Genomic DNA, 18,476 nt, shown 5'->3' with positions numbered 1-18,476 from the left:
CTCGCTCACGTGAGGGCGATCAGCGCGACCGCGGCGACCGCGAGGCCCATCCCCACCTGCTGCAGCCGGCCGACTCGTTCGCCGAGCATCGTCATCGCCAGCAGCACGGTCGCGGCCGGGTACAGGGATCCGATCACCGCGACGAGCGAGAGCATTCCGCCCGAGAACGCGTAGAGCATGGCACCGTTCGCGACCACGTCGAGCAGCGCGATCCCGACGGCGAGCCGCGCGACCTGCCGCGGGGGCATTGCGAACTGCCGCGCCCCGAGCGCGACCACCCACACGACGGCGGTCGCCGCGGCCCGCGACACCGCCAGCGGCCACAGCCCGGCGCCGTCCCCGATCCGGTGCAGGCTCACGAACGAAAGTGCGAACGCCACGCCGGACCCGACCGTCAGCCAGGCGACGGCCGGGGTGAACCGGGCCCGATGCCCGTCGACGGCCTCCCCCGCCGCTTCGGGGGTCTCGCGGCTGACGAGCACCACCGCGACCAGCGCCAGGACGACACCGGTGAGGGCGAGGGCACCCGGCCGCTCCCCGGTCGCGAACCCGACGAGCACGGGGATCCCGGCGACGAGGATCGCCGTGAGCGGGGAGACCACCGACATCGGCCCGTCCGCCAGCGCGAGGTAGAACCACCACACCGCGATCCCGGAGGCGACACCGGACGCGGCGCCCCACAGCGCGGTCGACCACGTCAGCGAACCACCGGCGAGCGGGGCGACGGCCAGAGCCATCAGCAGCGAGACCGGGTACGAGACGATGACCACCCGCAACGCCGCGACGCGCCGCGAGGCGAGCCCGCCGACGAAGTCGCTCACCCCGTATCCGACGGCGGCGAGCAGGGCGAGCAGGACAGCCGTCACGGCTCGCGCCGCCGCGGCGAAGTCAGCGGCTCATGCCCTTCACCCGACGTCCGAGCTCTCGGGTGACTTCACGTTCGGCGGTGCGGCGGGCGATGTCCTGCCGCTTGTCGTAGTCCTGCTTGCCCTTGGCGAGGGCGAGTTCGACCTTCACCTTGCCGTCGCTGAAGTACATCGACAGCGGCACCAGCGTCTGGTTGCCCTCGCGGGACTTGCCGACCAGGTTGTCGATCTCACGGCGGTGCAGCAGCAGCTTCCGGGTGCGTCGCGGCGCGTGGTTGGTCCAGCTGCCGTGCCCGTATTCGGGGATGTGCAGTCCGCGCAGCCACACCTCGCCGTCGTCGACGGTCGCGAAGGCGTCCACCAGCGACGCCTTGCCCTCACGCAGGCTCTTGACCTCGGTGCCGACGAGCGCGATCCCGGCCTCGAAGGTGTCGAGGATGGTGTAGTTGTGCCGCGCCTTGCGGTTGGTGGCGATGACCTTGCGGCCCTTTTCCTTCACGTTCGGGCCCCTTCGGTCCACTGCGGTGAGCAAACGATCAGCGGTGAATCGGTTTCACCACAGACCAGGATAGTTCGATCGGGCAACCGGTTATTCACGCACGTACAGGCGCAACGTCACGTACGCGGTGACGGCGGCCATGCCGACGCCGACGAGGGCGAGGATCGGCGAGACCAGCAGCACGTCGCTGTTGGAGATCCGGGCCACGATGTTGGCGTCGTACACGTCTGTGAGCACGTCGTCGATGAACAGGCTCTTGGCCGTGAACAGCGCCGCGATCGCGAGCACCGCGCCGACCAGCGCGGCGACGATCGCCTCCAGCAGGAACGGCAACTGCGTGTACCAGCGGGTGGCGCCGACCAGTCGCATGATCCCGACCTCGGTACGGCGGGTGTACGCCGCGATCTGCACCATGTTGGCGATCAGCAGGATCGATGCGATCGCCTGCACGATCGCGATCGCGAACGCGGCGTTGCGGATGCCGCCGAGCACGCTGAACAGCCGCTCGACGAGGTCACGCTGGTTGAGAACGCTGTCGACGCCGGGCCGGAGCATGAACGCGTCCTCGACCACGCCGAACTTGTCCGGGTCCGACAGCCGCACCTTGAACGACGCGGGCAGTGCCTCCGGGCTGACCATCGACGCCAGTTCCGGCTGGTCCTTGAACACCCGCTCCTTCGCGTCGGCGACCGCGTCGTCGCGGTTGAGGTACTGCACCGACACCACCGAGTCGGTGTTCTCCAGGTCCTCGCGCAGCCCCTTGCAGATGTCCTGGGTGCACCCCGGATCCGAGGTGGACACGTCGTCGGTGAGGAAGATCTGCACCTCGACGCGGTCCAGGAAGATCTGCTGCGTCTTGCCTGCCATCTGCACGACAAGCAGGCCGCCGCCGAACAGGGCGAGGGAGATCGCGGTGGTGAGGATCATCGCGATCGTCATGGTGATGTTGCGGCGCAGTCCGGTGAAGACCTCGCCGAGGATGAAGCTGGCGCGCATCGGGAGTGGTGTCCTTCGTGTGTCGGGGCTGGATCTCGGACGCGTGCGGGGCTAACGCCCCACGCCGTACACGCCCCGGGCCTCGTCGCGCACCACGCGGCCGAGGTCGAGTTCGACCACTCGGCGGCGCATGGAGTCGACGATGTGGTTGTCGTGGGTGGCCATCAGGACCGTGGTGCCGGTCCGGTTGATCCGCTCGAGCAGCAGCATGATGTCGCCGCTGGTGTCCGGGTCGAGGTTGCCGGTCGGCTCGTCGGCGAGGAGCACCAGCGGCCGGTTCACGAACGCGCGCGCGATCGCGACCCGCTGCTGCTCGCCGCCGGACAGCTCGTGCGGCAGGCGGTCCGCCTTTCCGGACAGGCCGACCAGGTCGAGCACCTCGGGCACGGTCCGCTCGATCATGTTCCGCGGCTTGCCGATCACCTCGAGCGCGAACGCCACGTTCTCCGAGACCGTCTTGCGCGGCAGCAGCCGGAAGTCCTGGAACACACAGCCCATCGACTGCCGCAGCTTCGGCACCCGCCGGGCCGTGAGCTTGTTGACGTGGAAGTCGGCGACGTGGATGTCCCCGGACGTCGGGGTCTCCTCCTTGAGGAGCAGGCGCATGAACGTCGACTTCCCGGAGCCGGACGCGCCGATCAGGAAGACGAACTCGCCCTTGTCGATCGAGACGGTCACCTTGTCCAGCGCGGGACGCGAGGACGCCTTGTAGGACTTGGACACACTCTCCACGCTGATCACGAGGAGCCAGTCTAGACATGCCCGGCGGCGCCGCACCGGCGGACGACGGGCGCGCAGGTCGTGGGTGCGGCGGCGGTCAGGGTGTCGTCGGCGCGGGCTCGGTGGTGGTTTCGACCACCACTCCGGGCGGCAGCTCCACACCGGACGGAACCAGCCCGGGTGGCAACACGATCAGCGGCGACGTGGTCGGGGTCGCGCTCGTCCCGGCCTCCGCCGGACTCGGCGACGACGCGCTGGGCGACGGTGTCGTGGTCACGGTCGTGGGTGTCGTCGCGTGCACGGTCGTCGTGCTCCGCTGCGGCACCGGCTGCGAGGTGGTCTCCGCGGCCGGTGCTTGAACCCCGGTTTCCTGGTTCGGCTGCGGCTCGCCCTGGATGAAGTAGCCCCGGAGCAGGGCGGCGGCCAGGAAGCCGACGATCAGCAGCACCGTCGAGGTGCGCATCCGCCCGAGGTGCTTCGGCCACGTCCATTTCCGCGCCGGCTTGATCGGTTCGTCCGAGATCAGGCCGCTCTCGGTGCCGTCGCGTCGGGTCACGTCGCGTCTCCGTGGTCGGTGGTCAGGTCGGGGCCGAGGAAGATGCCCTCGCGGCGCAACGCGGCCGCGACCCGGATCCGCAGCGCGCGCCCGACCTCGAACTGCTTGCCGGGCAGGGTGCGGGCCACGACCCGGATGTTGACCGTCTCGAGTTCGATGGACTCGATGCCCATCACGGTCGGGGCGTCGAGCAGCAGCGGTTCGAGGTCGAGGTCGGCGAACGCCTCCCGGCAGACCGTGCGCAGCACGTCGTTGACGTGGTTGAGGTCCGCGGTCGCCGGGATCGGCACGTCGACGACGGCGCGGGCCCAGTCCTTCGACAGGTTGACCGCCTTGACGATCTGCCCGTTCGGGACGGTGATCACCTCACCGTCGGAGGACCGCAGGCGGGTGACCCGCAGCGTCACGTCCTCGACGGTGCCGTAGGCGTCGTCGCCGGAGCCGGTGATCGCGATCCGCACGACGTCACCGAAGCCGTACTGCTTCTCGGCGATGATGAAGAAGCCGGCCAGGATGTCCTGCACCACTCGCTGCGCGCCGAAACCGAGGGCCGCACCGAGCACGGTGGCCGGTGCGACGAGACTGCTGACGGAGAAACCGAGCCGCTGCAGTACCTCGATCGCGACGAGGGCGTACACGATCGTGACGGCCACCCACGTGATCACCTGCGCGAGCGCGTGCCGGTGCTTGGTCGCCTCGGACCGCACCAGGGCGTCGCCCTGGTTGTAGTTCAGGTCGATGCGATCGGTGACGCGATTGCCCGCCCAGGACAGGAACCGGCCCACGAGCAGTCCCCCGAGAACGTAGAGGACGATCTCGAGGCCGCTCGATTTCAGCCAGGTCTCGAAGTTGGTCGTCTCCGGGCCCCAGCCGACCGCGAGGGTGGTCAACTAGTCCTGCTCTCCGCGCATCCGCCAGCGGATGCCGGATTCGATGAACCCGTCGATGTCGCCGTCCAGCACCGCGGACGGGTTGTTGACCTCGTACTCGGTGCGCAGGTCCTTGACCATCTGGTACGGGTGCAGGACGTAGGAGCGCATCTGGTTGCCCCACGAGCTGCCGCCGTCGCCCTTGAGCGCGTCCATCTCGGCGCGCTCCTCCTGGCGCTTGCGCTCGAGGAGTTTGGCCTGCAGGACCCGCATCGCGGACACCTTGTTCTGCAGCTGCGACTTCTCGTTCTGACAGGTGACGACGATGCCGGTCGGGATGTGCGTCAGGCGCACGGCGGAGTCGGTGGTGTTGACGGACTGTCCACCCGGGCCGGACGAGCGGTAGACGTCGACGCGCACGTCGTTCTCGTCGATGTCGATGTGGTCGGTGGTCTCGACGACGGGCAGCACCTCGACCTCGGCGAAGGAGGTCTGCCTGCGGCCCTGGTTGTCGAACGGGCTGATCCGGACGAGCCGGTGGGTGCCCATCTCGATGGACAGGGTGCCGTACGCGTACGGCGCCTTCACCGCGAAGGTCGCGGACTTGATGCCCGCCTCTTCGGCGTAGGAGGTGTCGTAGACCTCGACGCCGTAGCCGTGCTTCTCGGCCCAGCGGATGTACATGCGCATGAGCATCTCGGCCCAGTCCGCGGCGTCGACGCCGCCGGCGCCCGAGCGGATGTTGACCAGCGCGTCACGGGGGTCGTACTCCCCCGACAGCATGGTCTTGACTTCCATCGCCTCGATGTCGGCGCGCAGGCTCGTCCGCTCCGCGTCGGCGTCGGCCACCGCGTCGGCGCCCTCTTCTTCGGCGAGTTCGTAGAGCACCGACATGTCGTCGAGCCGCGACCGCAGGTCGACGACGCGACGCAGCTCGGCCTGGGCGTGCGAGAGCTGGCTGGTGACCTGCTGCGCGTGTTCCTGGTTGTTCCACAGGTCGGGGTCGGCGGCCTGGTGTTCGAGTTCGTCGATGCGCCGGCGCAACTCCTCGACGTCGAGCACCGTCTCGACGGTGGTCAGGGTGGTGTCGAGTTCGGCGAGGTCTGAGGAAACGTCGGGATGCACAAGAGTCAAGGCTACCGGGTGCGGCGGACTGCAATGCCGTCCGCCGCCGCTCGCCCGCGGCCGAGGTGCGCAGAACCCTTGTGCGATCGGGAAGTGCGGCGTTCGATGCACGGATCATTCCCCTGCCCGACGAACGGAGCAACGATGAGCGTGACCGACGAATACCTGCGCAACAACGCCGCCTACGCCCGCACGTTCAGCGGCCCGTTGCCGCTCCCACCCAGCAGGCACGTCGCAGTGCTCGCCTGCATGGACGCCCGGCTCGACGTGTACCGGATCCTCGGCCTGGAGGACGGCGAGGCACACGTGATCCGTAACGCGGGCGGCGTCGTCACCGACGACGAGATCCGGTCCCTCGCGATCAGCCAGCGCCTGCTCGGCACCACCGAGATAATCCTGATCCACCACACCGACTGCGGGATGCTGACATTCACCGATGACGCCTTCAAGCGCAGCATCGAGGACGAGACCGGCATCGAGCCGGCGTGGTCGGCGGAGGCGTTCGGCGACCTCGACGAGGATGTGCGCCAGTCGCTGCTGCGCATCGAGACCAGTCCGTTCGTGACGGCGACGACGTCGCTGCGCGGATTCGTCTTCGACGTCACGACCGGACTGCTGCGTGAGGTCGCCGCTGCGGCGTGACCACAGTCGGCGGCGGTAACCTGTGCATCCGTGACCGATCTCTCCGCCGACCTGCACCTCGCCCTCCGCATCGCCGACGCCGCCGATGCCATCACCCGGGACCGATTCGGTGCCCTGGACCTGCGGGTGGACGACAAGCCGGACCTGACGCCGGTGTCCGACGCGGATCTCGCGGTGGAGCGGGAGGTCCGGGCGATCCTCGCGAAGGAACGTCCGGACGACGCGGTCCTCGGTGAGGAGTTCGGCGGCGAGGCCCACTTCACGGGCCGGCAGTGGGTGGTCGACCCGATCGACGGCACCAAGAACTTCGTCCGCGGCGTGCCGGTGTGGTCGACGCTGATCGCCCTGCTGCAGGACGGAGTCCCGGTGGTCGGCGTGGTCAGCGCCCCCGCCCTCTCGCGGCGGTGGTGGGCGTCCGCCGGCGCAGGCGCGTTCACGACCTTCGAGGCCACGGAGCCGCGGCGGATCACGGTGTCCGCCGTCGACCGCCTCGAGTCGGCGAGCCTGAGCTTCTCGAGCCTGTCGGGCTGGCGCGACCTCGGCATCCGCGACCGGTTCCTGGACCTGACCGACGCGGTGTGGCGGGTGCGCGGCTACGGCGACTTCCTGTCCTACTGCCTGCTCGCCGAGGGGACCCTCGAGATCGCCGCCGAACCCGAGGTGTCGCTGTGGGACCTGGCACCGCTGGATCTGCTGGTCCGTGAGGCGGGCGGGCGCTTCACCGCACTCGACGGCACACCCGGCCCGCACGGCGGCAGCGCCGTCGCCACCAACGGTCCGCTGCACGAAGAGGTGCTGCGGCGACTGCGCTGACCGGTGACCGCCGCCGCGCCCGGGTTCCAGGCGCGGCGCCGGTGTGGTCACTTGACCGGCAGATACACCGCCGTCTGCAGTTCCGCCTCGGGCGTGCTGCTCGGGTCGTTGCGGTAGACGTTGAAGTGGTGCGTGGTCACGTCGTCCGGGGTCCGCGACGCGGACAGTCCGTGCTCGGCCAGGTACGCGGCGATCGCCTCGTGGGCGCGCGGGATCGCCTGGTCGTACGGCCCGGTCACGGTGGCCACCACCACGCGCCGGACCGGGACGGGGACGGTCGTCAGCGGTTCCCGGGCGACCGTCCCTGGCGCGACCGGCAGGAACACCGATTCGTCGACGTCCGTCTCACGGAACTCGCCGTCGTGTTCGATGCATCCGCCGGGGCCGGTCGGTGCGATGCCCTGGCGTTGCAGGTCGGGTAGGAAACGCTGCCACAGTTCACCTTCGGCGGCGTAGTTCGCGACGGTGCCGCGCAGGCACACCAGGGTGTGGGCGGGCATCTCGGTCAGTTCGACTCCGGTCATGGTCTTCTCCTCGATGGTCTCGTCGAGCATGCGGTCCAGGGCGATCAGTCGGGTCCGGGCCAGTTCGGCCTCCTCGGCCAGGGTGCGGCGGTGCATCTGCAGCGCCCGCACGTAGGCGGGAGTCCCGGCCGTCGTGAGCAGCGCCCCGATGGCGGACACGCCGAACCCGACGTCCCGCAGCCGCCGGATGCGCGCGGCATCGGCGGTCTGCTCCGGGTGATACCTGCGGTAGCCGCTGGCGTCGTCGACCACCGCCGGGATCAGCACGCCGTGAGCGTCGTAGTGCCGCAGCATCCGCACGCTGATCCGGGTCAGTGACGAGAACTCCCCGATGGACATCAACTCGGTGGTGTCGGTCATGTCCCGAGTCTGCGGCCTCACACGATGTCAGGGTCAAGACGGCCGTTCCCGGATCCGCGGGCGTCGAGTTCAGCCGACCACGACAGGGCCGGCGCAGACCGCGTCCGGGTCGACGGGTCGCTCGCGCAGGATGTCGCGGGCACGGGCGCGTGCGGCGTTGAACTCGTACCACGGTGCGGCGGTGGGCGTGCCCGTCCCGGCGAGCGCGCACGATCGCAACGGTTCGGGAAGTCGGTCCAACGCAGGCACCGCGTCGACCGACAGGGTGCGCAGGTAGTCGACGTCGATGTCGCCGGTTCGTTCGTAACGTTCGACGTTGCGGTCGGCGACGTGGCCGTCGGGGCCGAGCGCCGCGAAGGCCAGCAGCGCGGCGACGGCCGACGCGAGCACGGCCCGGGGCAGGAGACGTCCGCGCATGCGGATTCCGGCGACCAGTAGCAGCGCGAACACGGAACCGAACCAGAACTCGGCCGCCGACACCCACAGGCGCAGCCGGGTGTACCCGAAGGCGCTCTGGTACAGCGACATTCGATGCAGCGCGGAGGCCACCACGACCAGCGAGAGCAGACACAGGGCACCGAGCAGGATGCGGGCGAGCGTCCGGCCGCGGGGCGCCGTCAGGTCGGCCTTGCGGACCGCGACGGCGATCACGACCAGTGTCAGCGCGGTCACCGCGCACAGTTGCCAGAAGCCTTGGCGCGCATATCCCGCATAGGTGAGGTCGCGGGTGCCGAGGACGTGGCCGTCACCGCCGAACAGCGTTCTCGCCTGGACGGTGACGAACACGGCGAACAGCAGATCCAGGGCGGCCAGCGGAACAGCCCACTCCCAGCGGACGATCGACCGCCCCGGCGACGGCGCGAGGGTGTCGATCCGGGGCTGTTGCCGCCGCAGGTAGGTCAGGGACAACGTGGCGGCGACGACGATCGCCCCCAGCAGGATCCGCCCGACCGGATCGTCCACGTGCACACGCGGAACCACTCCGCCGACGAGCCTCTCGAATTCCGGATCGGCTGCGGCGAACAGCGATCCGAACACGGCGACCAGGCCGACGCTCACCGCGGAAACGACAAGGACGCGACCCACGCGAACACCGGCCCCGGCCCGGCCCCGCGCCCACCCTCGGTGCACCCAACCGGTCACCCGCACCGGTGTGCACAAGGGCGCCGCGGGGGCGAGCAGCAATCCCGTCCAGGTGCGGACCCCGAGCAGCGCCACCGACGCGACGAGCCAACTTGCCGCGACGGACAGCGCCACCAGCACCGGCTCGTCTCGCACCGCCGCCACCGCGAGCAGCAGCACCGCGGCGGCGCAGCCGAGCAGCAGGCCGCGGGTCGGCCGGGGGCGCACGCTGGTCAGTGCAGCGGCAACGACGGCCGCGCCGACGAGTGGGTAGGCGATGCTCGGGGCCCCCAGCAGCGCCGCGGCGAGCACGCCCGCGCCCAGCGCCGCCGACATCGCCGCGGGCGGCGCCACCGACGTCCGGTCGGGACGCCATGCACTCGCCCGGGCCGGGCCTGCGACCGGTGTCACCGCGGGTGGTCCTACGGTCGAGGTGGTCATGGGCTTCTCCTTCCGTGCGCCGCCCGGACCGATGCGGGCAGGCGCCATCGCGGGACGCGTGGACCCGAACGGTCCACGTCCCGAAGTGCTTTCGTGGTTTCAGGCGGGCGGAAGCTCCACCCGGATGCAGCATCCCGACTCGGTGTCGAGCACCCCGATCCGGCCGCCGTGCAGGTCGACCGCCCACCGTGCGATGGCGAGACCGAGGCCGGTGCCACCGCCGCTGGTGCCGCCCCGGGTGAACCGTTCGAACACACCGGCACGATCCGGCGGGGCGATCCCCGGCCCGTCGTCGTGCACGTCGAGCACGAGCGCGCCGGCCGCGTCCGACGAGGCCCGCAAGAGCACGTGCGTCGACGCCCCGTGCAGCAGAGCGTTGTCCACCAGGTTGGCGACGACCTGGTGCAGCCGGGCGGTGTCGGCATTCGCGCGCAACGTCGCGGGACGCACGTCGAGCCGGATGTCGACCGCGGCAGCCTGGTCGGCACGCTCGTCGATCACCTTCCGAAGGAACGGTACGACCTCGAACTCCGTCCGGCGCACCGGAACCACCCCGGCCTCGAGCCGGGACAGGTCGAGCAGGTCACGCACCAGGTCCGCGAGCCGTTCGGTCTGGTCGAGCGCGGTACGCAGCGTCGCGGCGTCCGGTTCCACGACACCGTCGACGACGTTCTCGAGCACTCCCTGCAAGCCCGCGATCGGAGTCCGCAACTCGTGCGAGACGTTCGCGATCAGCTCCCGCCGGTACCGGTCGTCGGCCTCGAGGTCCTCGGCCATCTGGTTGAATGCCCGTGCCAGTTCACCGATCTCGTCGCGCGAGGTGGCACGGACTCGCCGGGACAGGTCGCCGGTGGCCATCGCCCGCGCGGCCGCCGTCATCTCCCGCAGCGGTGACGTCATCCCGTGGGCGAGAACCTGCGTGACCGCGAGCGAAACCAGCAGCGCGACGCCGAGCGCGAAGCGGAACTGCCAGTTCGAGGCGAACCAGAACGTCACCGACGCCGCGAACACCGATACCACCACCAGCAGGCCGGTCTTGACCTTGAACGAGCGGAACGGGTCGAGGGGCCGGGGCCATCTCATCGCGGCACCTCGACCGCGTAGCCGACGCCGTGCACGGTGCGGATCAGGTCGCCGCCGAGTTTGCGCCGCAGCGCCTTCACGTGACTGTCGACGGTCCGGCTGGTCGCACCGCCGCCCCACCCCCACACGTGTTCGAGCAGCGCGTCACGCGCCATCGCGGCGCCGGGCCTCGTCGCCAGGTGGGCGAGCAGGTCGAACTCGGTGCGGGTGAGGTGCACCTCGGCGCCGTCCCGCCGGACCCGCCGGGCGGTCAGGTCGATCGCCAGGGCGCCGAGGGTCAGCACCTCGGTGTCCGGGCCTGCGCCCGCACGCTCGACCCGCCGCAACAGAGCCGCCACCCGGGCCACCAGCACCCGCATGCTGAACGGCTTGCTCAGGTAGTCGTCGGCGCCAACACCCAGCCCGATCACCATGTCGGTCTCGTCGGCCCTGGCGGTGAGCATCAGGACCGGAACGGGGGTCTCGGCCTGGATCCGGCGGCACACCTCGAGGCCGTCGAATCCGGGGAGCATCACGTCCAGCACGACGAGATCGGGAAGGCACGAGGCGCATTCGCGAACGCCCGCGGGACCGTCGGAGGCGGTCCGCACCGCGTACCCCTCGGCCCGCAGCCGGGCGGCGATGGCGTCGGCGATGGTCCGGTCGTCCTCCACCACGAGTACGGTGCGCTGGGTCATGGCCTCGACTGTATGGCCCGGATGTGGGAATTCCGGGAGGGACCTGTGAAGGTTCCGTGGAGGATCGGCGGAGCGGCCGAAGTGGTCCACGGACACCTTGTCGAGCGGCAATTCCGGTGTACTCTCGACTTCACTTCTTACTCCGCAGTAAGATACTTCCGTCCGAGACCGAACACCGAGAAATGGTGATCATGAGCAAGCAAGACAGCGTTGTGACAACGAACGGTGCCGCTCGCCGCACAGACGATTCGTCGGCTCGCCGCCCCCGCGACACCTCCGCGGTCGGCCTCAACCCGATCAAGCGGGACGCGATGGGCGCCGCCATGCGCGTGCTGACCAAGATCACCGGGTCCGACCTGGCCGAGAAGTACAACCTCCGCGAGCCGATCAACCGGGTCACATACGAGGGCACCAAGACCGGCTTCAAGACGCTCGGCGCCGCGACCCGCACGTTCGCGAAGGTGGCAGGAGGCAGCAAGCCGACCCGTCTGCCCGCGGGCGAGGCGACGAACGCCGACTTCTTCGACCTGACCCCGACCGACGAGCAGCAGATGATCACCTCGACCGTCCGCGACTTCGCGGCCGAGATCCTGCGCCCCGCCGCCCACGACGCCGACGAGGCCGCCACTTCGCCCGCCGATCTGGGCAAGCGCGCCGCCGAGCTCGGCATCACCCTGATCAACGTTCCCGAGGAGTTCGAGGGCGTCGCCACCGAGCGCGGAGCGGTGACCAACTCGCTGGTCGCCGAGGCGCTCGCGCACGGCGACATGGGTCTGGCGCTGCCGATCCTCGCCCCGAGCGGCGTCGCGGTCGCACTCACCCAGTTCGGTTCCGAGGGGCAGCAGAAGACATACCTGCCGTCGTTCACCGGCGAGAACGTGCCGGCCGCGGCGCTGGTCGTGACCGAGCCGCGTGCCCTGTTCGACCCCTTCGCGCTGCAGACGAAGGCGGTCCGCTCCCCCAGCGGCTACAAGCTCAACGGCGTCAAGTCGATGGTGCCCGCCGCCGCGGACGCGGAGCTGTTCGTCGTCGCCGCCGAACTGGACGGCCGTCCCGCCCTGTTCATCGTCGAGTCCGACGCGAAGGGCCTTGTCGTGGAGGCCGACCCGAGTATGGGTCTGCGTGCCGCGGGCCTGGGCCGGCTGAACCTCACCGATGTCGCGGTCCCCGAGTCCGCCATCCTCGGCGAGGGCGACGCCGACCAGCGCGCGGCCGACTACGCCGACGCGATCCGGCTGGCCCGGCTCGGCTGGGCGTCACTCGCGGTCGGCACCGGGCAGGCCGTCCTCGACTACGTGATCCCGTACGTCAACGAGCGGGAGGCATTCGGCGAACCGATCAGCCACCGCCAGGCGGTGGCGTTCATGGTCGCGAACATCGCGATCGAACTCGACGGCCTGCGGCTGGTGACGCTGCGCGGCGCCTCCCGCGCGGAACAGGGGCGGTCGTTCGCCCGCGAGGCCGCACTCGCCCGGAAGCTGGCCACCGACAAGGGAATGCAGATCGGCCTCGACGGCGTACAACTGCTCGGCGGGCACGGCTTCACCAAGGAGCACCCGGTCGAGCGCTGGTACCGAGACCTTCGCGCCATCGGCGTTGCCGAGGGCATCGTCCTCATCTGACGCCACAGGAGACCACAGACAATGATCAATCTCGAACTTCCCCGCAAGCTCAGGGCGTCCGCCAACCAGGCGCACCAGGTCGCGGCGCAGATCCTGCGCCCCGTCTCACGCAAGTACGACCTCGCCGAGCACGAGTACCCCGTCGAGCTCGACACGATGGCCGCGATGGTCGAGGGCCTCAACGACTCCGGCACCGGAGCCTCGGGTGCGGCGCTCGGCCGCGGTGACGCCCCGTCCGTGATCGGCAACGCCAACGGCGGCAACATGGCGTCGCTGATGAACGTCATCGAAACCTGCTGGGGCGATGTCGGTCTGACGCTGTCCATCCCGTACCAGGGCCTCGGCAACTCCGCCATCGCGGCCGTCGCGACCGACGAGCAGCTCGAGCGGTTCGGCAAGGTGTGGGCCTCGATGGCCATCACCGAGCCGAGCTTCGGCTCCGACTCGGCCGCCGTCACCACCACCGCCGTCCTCGACGGCGACGAGTGGGTGCTCAACGGCGAGAAGATCTTCGTCACCGCCGGCGAGCGGTCGACCCACATCGTCGTGTGGGCGACGGTGGACAAGACCAAGGGCCGCGCCGCGATCAAGTCGTTCGTCGTGCCGCGGGACGCCCCGGGCCTGTCCGTCGCGCGGCTCGAGCACAAGCTCGGGATCAAGGCGTCCGACACCGCGGTGCTGCTGCTGCAGGACTGCCGGATCCCGAAGGACAACATCCTCGGCGACCCGGAGGTCAACGTGGAGAAGGGCTTTGCCGGGGTCATGCAGACCTTCGACAACACCCGCCCGATCGTCGCCGGCATGGCCATCGGCCTCGGCCGCGCGGTGCTCGAGGAGCTGCGTGAGATTCTCGCCGAGGCCGGCGTCGAGGTCTCGTACGACACCCCGGCGAACAACCAGCACGCCGCCGCCGCCGAGTTCCTGGCCCTGGAGGCGGACTGGGAGGCGGCGTACCTGCTGGCGCTGCGCGCCACCTGGATGGCGGACAACAAGAAGCCCAACTCGCTCGAGGCGTCGATGTCGAAGGCGAAGGCGGGCCGCACCGGAACGGCGGCCTCGCTCAAGGCCGTCGAGCTGGCAGGCACCCAGGGATACTCGCAGCGGCCGCTGCTCGAGAAGTGGGCCCGCGACAGCAAGATCCTCGACATCTTCGAGGGCACGCAGCAGATCCAGCAGCTGATCATCGCCCGCCGCCTGCTCGGCAAGTCGTCGTCCGAGCTCAAGTAGTCTGCACGACAACCGGTTCCATCACGACGTCCGTCCCCGTCGCAATCACCGCGACGGGGACGGATGCGTCTACACCGACCGTGGTCCCGCACCGGGTCCGCGAGCGGATACCCAGGTCACCTGAGCAGGAACTCGAGGGTGATCCGTTCGAATGCCTCCTTGGCTTCGACCATCACCCAGTGCCCGCATTTCGGGAAGATGTGCAACTCCGCATCGGGAATGAGTCGCATCGGGATCATCGGCATGTCCGGCGGACACTGTCGGTCGTCACGACCCCAGGTCAGCAAGGTCGGACACCGCACCTTGCCCATCATCGACCAGTACGGCGGTGCGTCCGAGTTGGCCATCGCTTGCTGCTGCGCCTCGAACGCCTCGGAGCCGTACATCGCGGCCAGCGTCTTGTGTGATTCCGGATCGTTGGACGTTTCCCAACGTTCCTCGATTCGCTCCTCGGTGATCACGGCACGGTCGTAGACCATGCACTCGAGCCACCGAACCAACTTCTCGCGACGGGGACCGTCGGCGAAATCCTGCAGCAGCCGCGTGCCCTCACTCGGATTCTGACTGAAGATGTTCGGCCCCACCCCACCGATGGTGACGAGCTTGTTCACCCGCTCGGGACGCTTCACGGCCACATTGACGCCGACGACCCCGCCCATGGAATTGCCGATCATCGCGGCCGATTCGATGCCCAGCGCATCCATGAAGCGCAGCACCGACGACCCCGCAGTCAGCACGGGGTGCCCGCCGACGGGGTCGCTCACGCCGAATCCTGGGAACTCGAGGATGTAGCAGTGGAAGTGCTCGGCGAACACATCCAGGTTGCCTCGGTAGTTGCGCCACCCGCTGACCCCGATCCCTGAGCCGTGCAACAGCAGAAGCGGGGGTCCCTCGCCCGCCTCGTGATAGCGCAGCACACCCTTGTCGGTGGCGACTTCCCTCTTGGTCCCCTCGTAGGTCACGTCCATGCGGCAAGGCTAGAACACGTTCCAATCCTGGAGGCGGGATCGGCATCGCCCCGGCCACCGCGATGACCAAGTGCAGCGGGGTTGGCCGAGGACCGTACGAAGAGACTGCGACCAGCAGGCCGACGCACTCGATCGTTACCCGTGCCCGCCACCGGCTCACGGTCTACCCTGTGACCCAACACACACCGGAGCACTCCGCAGGGGGAAGCGATGCCAGGCGCTCTGACGAAGGTCACCGACACTCTGGGCGCGATCCGGGTGATGGTGCGATCGGGCCTGGTGCCGTTCCCCCGCCTCGATCGCGGGCTCGCCTCGATCCGTGCGGCCGAGCGCTACGGCCCGTTCGCGGGAGTGGTGCACGCCCACGCCACCGCCGGTCTCGATGCCGTCGCGATCGTCGACGAACGCGGCCAGCTCACGTACGCAGAACTCGAGGGCATGTCGAACGCACTGGCGCGCGCCTGGGCCGCTGACGGCGTCACCCCCGGGTCCGTGGTCGGCGTCATGTGCCGCAATCACCGCGGACTCGTGCTCACGATGCTCGCCGCCGCGAAGCTGGGCACCAAGCTGGTTCTGATGAACACCGGGTTCGCCACCCCGCAGTTGGTGGACATCGCTGCCCGCGAACAGGTTCGGGCGTTCGTCCACGACGAGGAGTTCGCCGCGGTTGCAGCCGGCCTACCGCCGGACGTGCGGCGGTACGTGGCGTGGGGGCAGTCCGCCGACGGCACCACCCGGCTCGACGACCAGCTCACCGGACACAGCAGCGCTCCCATGGCCGCGCCGCCGGTGCCCGGCAGCTTCGTGCTGCTGACCAGTGGCACCACCGGCACGCCGAAGGGGGCGCCGCGGGAGCGGACCTCGCCGCTGGCGTCGGCACAGTTCCTCGACCGGGTACCGCTGCGCCGGGGCCAGACGATGGTGATGGCCGCGCCCGCGTTCCACGGCACCGGGATCTCGCAACTCGGGCTCGCGCTCACCCTCGGCCAGACGGTGGTGCTGCAACGTCGGTTCGACCCGTTGCAGACCGTCCAGCTGACCGCCGACCACCGCGCCGACGTCCTCGTGGTGGTCCCGACGATGCTGCAGCGGATCGTCGACCTCGGCCCGGACGTCCTCGCCCGGTTCGACACCACGAACCTGTCGATCGTCTTCGCCGCCGGCTCGTCCATCTCCCCCGACCTGTGCCGCCGCACCACCGACGCGTTCGGGCCGGTGCTGCACAACCTGTACGGCTCCACCGAGGTCGCGGTCGCGACGGTCGCCACGCCCGCCGACCTGGCCCTGGTTCCAGGGACCGCGGGACGCCCACCCGTCACCTGCCACGTCGGGCTGTACGACGACGCCGGCAGCCGGATCGACGAACCGGGTGTGGTGGGCCGGATCTTCGTCTCGAGCGGACTGAGCTTCAACGGCTACACGGACGGCCGTGACAAGGAGCGGATCGACGGTCTGCTGTCCACCGGAGACGTCGGCCACTTCGACCACCGCGGACTGCTGTTCGTCGACGGCCGGGACGACGACATGATCGTCTCCGGCGGCGAGAACGTCTACCCGCTCGAGGTGGAGAACCTGCTCGCCGACCACCCGGATGTCGCGGAGGCCGCGGTGATCGGTGTCGAGGACCTCGAATTCGGCCACCGCCTGCGGGCGTTCGTGGTGCCCGCGCCGGGATCTCCCGAGGTCGACGCCCAGGCGCTGAAGTCGTTCGTCAAGGAACACCTCGCGCGGTACAAGGTTCCGCGCGAGGTGGTCTTCCTGGACGAGCTGCCCCGCAATGCGACCGGCAAGCTGCTGCGGCAGGGGCTGCACGAGATCGACCTACCCGACGCGTGACCGCTCGGTGAGCGCGGCCTCGACGTCCAGCTCGATCAGCGCGGCGTTGATCATCGCGCCGGCCTGCACTCCCCCGGCGGCAGCCGAAATAACCTGTGCGCGTGGATCGGTCACGTTCCCCGCGACCCACACCCCGGGCACGGTCGTCGCCCCTGTCGGGTCCGCAGGCAGGTGGGTGCCGATGACCTCGCCACCCATCTCCTGTGCGACGGGTTCGAGCCCGAGACCGCGCAGGAACTCGGTGTGCACCTCGAACCGCGGCGGCGCCACCAGCGCCTGGCGCGCGATCACCCCGCGGCCGGCGACCCGCACCCCGGTCAGCCGATCCCCGTCGACCTCGAGCCCGGTGACGGCGCCCTCGACGACCTCGATGCCGCGGGCGGCGAACTTCTCGAGGTCCGCGGCGCCGAACGGCGGGGCGGTGTGGGCGAACACCACCACGTCGGAGCTCCACTGTCGCCACATCAACGCCTGGTGCGCCGCAAGCGAACTCGTCGCGAGAATGCCGATCGCGCCGTCCCGGACCTCCCACCCGTGGCAGTACGGGCAGTGCAGCACGTCACGCCCCCAGCGTTCGCGCAATCCCGCCACATCGGGGAGTTCGTCGACGAGTCCGGTGGTGACCAGCAGTTGCCTCGCCGTGGCCTCCCGACCGTCACCGAGCCGGATCCGGAAGCCGGCGTCCGTCGCCGCGGCAGCGACAACTTCCCCGACGACGAACTCGGCTCCGTACCCAGCCACTTCGTCGCGTCCGATCCGCAGCAGGTCCCGCGGGTTCGCGCCCTCACGGCCGAGGTAGTTGTGTATGTGCTCGGCGGGCGCGTTTCGCGGCCGGCCCGCGTCGACCACCAGGACCGACCGGCGAGCCCGCGACAGCGAGAGCGCCCCTCCGAGTCCCGCTGCACCGCCACCGACGATCACCACGTCATATCTGTCGTTCATCGCGTCTCCGTTCCCTGTATCGCTCCGGTCCGGAATCCACTGTCCGCCGGATCGCGCGATTTCGACAAGGAGATTTGCTGAAAATGCAAGATCATCGGAGCACTGCCGAATCCTCGATGCCGCCGCCCCAGCGTCGACGATCCGGGGAAACGTGAATACGACGAAGGCCCCGGTACCTGAGTACCGGGGCCTTCGTCTTCGTAGCGGGGACAGGATTTGAACCTGCGACCTCTGGGTTATGAGCCCAGCGAGCTACCGAGCTGCTCCACCCCGCGCTGCACTGACTACTGTACACGACTTCCGGAGCACTTCTGACCACCCCTCCCCGATGGTTGCCGATGTCACATCGAGCCACCCGAAACAGCCCGACGGGGCATCGGAGATGTCGTGAAGGAGTGCGCCGCCGGCGGGCCCCGCGGCGGGCGGGCCAGACCCCGGAGCGGACCAACGCTCGAAGCCGACAATGCCAGGAAACGACGGTGGCCGGAAACGACGAAGGACCCGGTACCTGGGTACCGGGTCCTTCGTTCTTGGTAGCGGGGACAGGATTTGAACCTGCGACCTCTGGGTTATGAGCCCAGCGAGCTA

At 69.6% G+C, this 18,476-nt stretch carries 18 protein-coding genes and 1 tRNA gene; 5 read left to right on the top strand and 14 right to left on the bottom strand.

Features of this window, described 5'->3' with window-relative positions; genetic code table 11:
• Positions 1-5: 5 nt before the first annotated feature.
• The 7 genes from ACWDU4_RS25395 to prfB all read right to left on the bottom strand — a co-directional run bounded on the left by ACWDU4_RS25395 (position 6) and on the right by prfB (position 5,631).
• The gene (locus tag ACWDU4_RS25395; protein WP_450116717.1) at positions 6-866 is read right to left on the bottom strand and encodes an EamA family transporter; all 861 of its coding nucleotides are present in this window, start codon (positions 864-866) and stop codon (positions 6-8) included.
• Between the two features lie 22 nt (positions 867-888).
• Positions 889-1,365, bottom strand: coding sequence for an SsrA-binding protein SmpB (smpB, locus tag ACWDU4_RS25390; RefSeq protein ID WP_450116716.1), 477 nt, complete (start codon positions 1,363-1,365; stop codon positions 889-891).
• A 90-nt stretch (positions 1,366-1,455) separates the two neighbouring features.
• Entirely contained in the window at positions 1,456-2,361 is a 906-nt protein-coding gene (gene ftsX, locus ACWDU4_RS25385; RefSeq protein ID WP_450116715.1) for a permease-like cell division protein FtsX, read from the bottom strand.
• Between the two features lie 51 nt (positions 2,362-2,412).
• Positions 2,413-3,102 (bottom strand): cell division ATP-binding protein FtsE, encoded by a 690-nt coding sequence (ftsE, locus tag ACWDU4_RS25380; protein ID WP_450116714.1) that lies wholly within the window; start codon positions 3,100-3,102, stop codon positions 2,413-2,415.
• Positions 3,103-3,178: 76 nt separating this feature from the next.
• Positions 3,179-3,637 (bottom strand): hypothetical protein, encoded by a 459-nt coding sequence (locus ACWDU4_RS25375; protein ID WP_450116713.1) that lies wholly within the window; start codon positions 3,635-3,637, stop codon positions 3,179-3,181.
• Positions 3,634-4,527 (bottom strand): mechanosensitive ion channel family protein, encoded by an 894-nt coding sequence (locus tag ACWDU4_RS25370; protein ID WP_450116712.1) that lies wholly within the window; start codon positions 4,525-4,527, stop codon positions 3,634-3,636. Before ACWDU4_RS25370 ends, ACWDU4_RS25375 begins: the two co-directional genes overlap by 4 nt.
• A complete protein-coding gene (gene prfB, locus ACWDU4_RS25365) occupies positions 4,528-5,631 on the bottom strand; it encodes a peptide chain release factor 2 (protein WP_450116711.1) in 1,104 nt (367 codons plus the stop codon).
• A gap of 144 nt (positions 5,632-5,775) precedes the next feature.
• Between prfB and ACWDU4_RS25360 the strand changes: the two genes are divergently transcribed.
• Positions 5,776-6,273: a beta-class carbonic anhydrase gene (locus tag ACWDU4_RS25360; protein ID WP_450116710.1), complete on the top strand. Its 498-nt coding sequence runs from the start codon at positions 5,776-5,778 to the stop codon at positions 6,271-6,273.
• Between the two features lie 30 nt (positions 6,274-6,303).
• On the top strand, positions 6,304-7,086 hold the full coding sequence (gene hisN / locus ACWDU4_RS25355) for a histidinol-phosphatase (protein ID WP_450116709.1): 783 nt from the start codon (positions 6,304-6,306) through the stop codon (positions 7,084-7,086).
• A 47-nt stretch (positions 7,087-7,133) separates the two neighbouring features.
• On the opposite strand, the gene ACWDU4_RS25350 is transcribed toward hisN, so the two are convergent.
• From ACWDU4_RS25350 to ACWDU4_RS25335, 4 genes are all read right to left on the bottom strand, one after another.
• A complete protein-coding gene (locus ACWDU4_RS25350) occupies positions 7,134-7,970 on the bottom strand; it encodes a MerR family transcriptional regulator (RefSeq protein ID WP_450116708.1) in 837 nt (278 codons plus the stop codon).
• 69 nt (positions 7,971-8,039) lie between these two features.
• On the bottom strand, positions 8,040-9,533 hold the full coding sequence (locus tag ACWDU4_RS25345) for a DUF4153 domain-containing protein (RefSeq protein ID WP_450116707.1): 1,494 nt from the start codon (positions 9,531-9,533) through the stop codon (positions 8,040-8,042).
• 99 nt (positions 9,534-9,632) lie between these two features.
• Entirely contained in the window at positions 9,633-10,616 is a 984-nt protein-coding gene (locus ACWDU4_RS25340) for a HAMP domain-containing sensor histidine kinase (RefSeq protein WP_450116706.1), read from the bottom strand.
• Positions 10,613-11,293 (bottom strand): response regulator transcription factor, encoded by a 681-nt coding sequence (locus ACWDU4_RS25335; RefSeq protein WP_450116705.1) that lies wholly within the window; start codon positions 11,291-11,293, stop codon positions 10,613-10,615. Before ACWDU4_RS25335 ends, ACWDU4_RS25340 begins: the two co-directional genes overlap by 4 nt.
• Before the next feature lie 185 nt (positions 11,294-11,478).
• On the opposite strand from ACWDU4_RS25335, the gene ACWDU4_RS25330 reads away from it, so the two are divergent.
• Complete coding sequence (locus tag ACWDU4_RS25330) at positions 11,479-12,915, top strand: acyl-CoA dehydrogenase family protein (RefSeq protein WP_450116704.1); 1,437 nt, start codon at positions 11,479-11,481, stop codon at positions 12,913-12,915.
• A 21-nt stretch (positions 12,916-12,936) separates the two neighbouring features.
• Positions 12,937-14,142 (top strand): acyl-CoA dehydrogenase family protein, encoded by a 1,206-nt coding sequence (locus ACWDU4_RS25325; RefSeq protein WP_450116703.1) that lies wholly within the window; start codon positions 12,937-12,939, stop codon positions 14,140-14,142.
• 116 nt (positions 14,143-14,258) lie between these two features.
• On the opposite strand, the gene ACWDU4_RS25320 is transcribed toward ACWDU4_RS25325, so the two are convergent.
• Positions 14,259-15,110: an alpha/beta fold hydrolase gene (locus ACWDU4_RS25320; RefSeq protein WP_450116702.1), complete on the bottom strand. Its 852-nt coding sequence runs from the start codon at positions 15,108-15,110 to the stop codon at positions 14,259-14,261.
• A gap of 210 nt (positions 15,111-15,320) precedes the next feature.
• Here ACWDU4_RS25320 and ACWDU4_RS25315 point away from each other — a divergent pair, with 210 nt between their 5' ends.
• Complete coding sequence (locus ACWDU4_RS25315) at positions 15,321-16,946, top strand: acyl-CoA synthetase (protein WP_450116701.1); 1,626 nt, start codon at positions 15,321-15,323, stop codon at positions 16,944-16,946.
• Here ACWDU4_RS25315 and ACWDU4_RS25310 read toward each other — a convergent pair.
• Both ACWDU4_RS25310 and ACWDU4_RS25305 read right to left on the bottom strand, forming a co-directional pair.
• A complete protein-coding gene (locus ACWDU4_RS25310; protein WP_450116700.1) occupies positions 16,932-17,888 on the bottom strand; it encodes an NAD(P)/FAD-dependent oxidoreductase in 957 nt (318 codons plus the stop codon). The two genes, ACWDU4_RS25315 and ACWDU4_RS25310, sit on opposite strands and share 15 nt — an antisense overlap.
• Positions 17,889-18,089: 201 nt before the next feature.
• Positions 18,090-18,163, bottom strand: a tRNA-Met gene (locus ACWDU4_RS25305).
• Positions 18,164-18,476 lie beyond the last annotated feature (313 nt).

It is taken from the genome of Rhodococcus sp. NPDC003348 (assembly GCF_053589375.1).
This window is presented reverse-complemented; position numbering and strand designations above follow the sequence as displayed.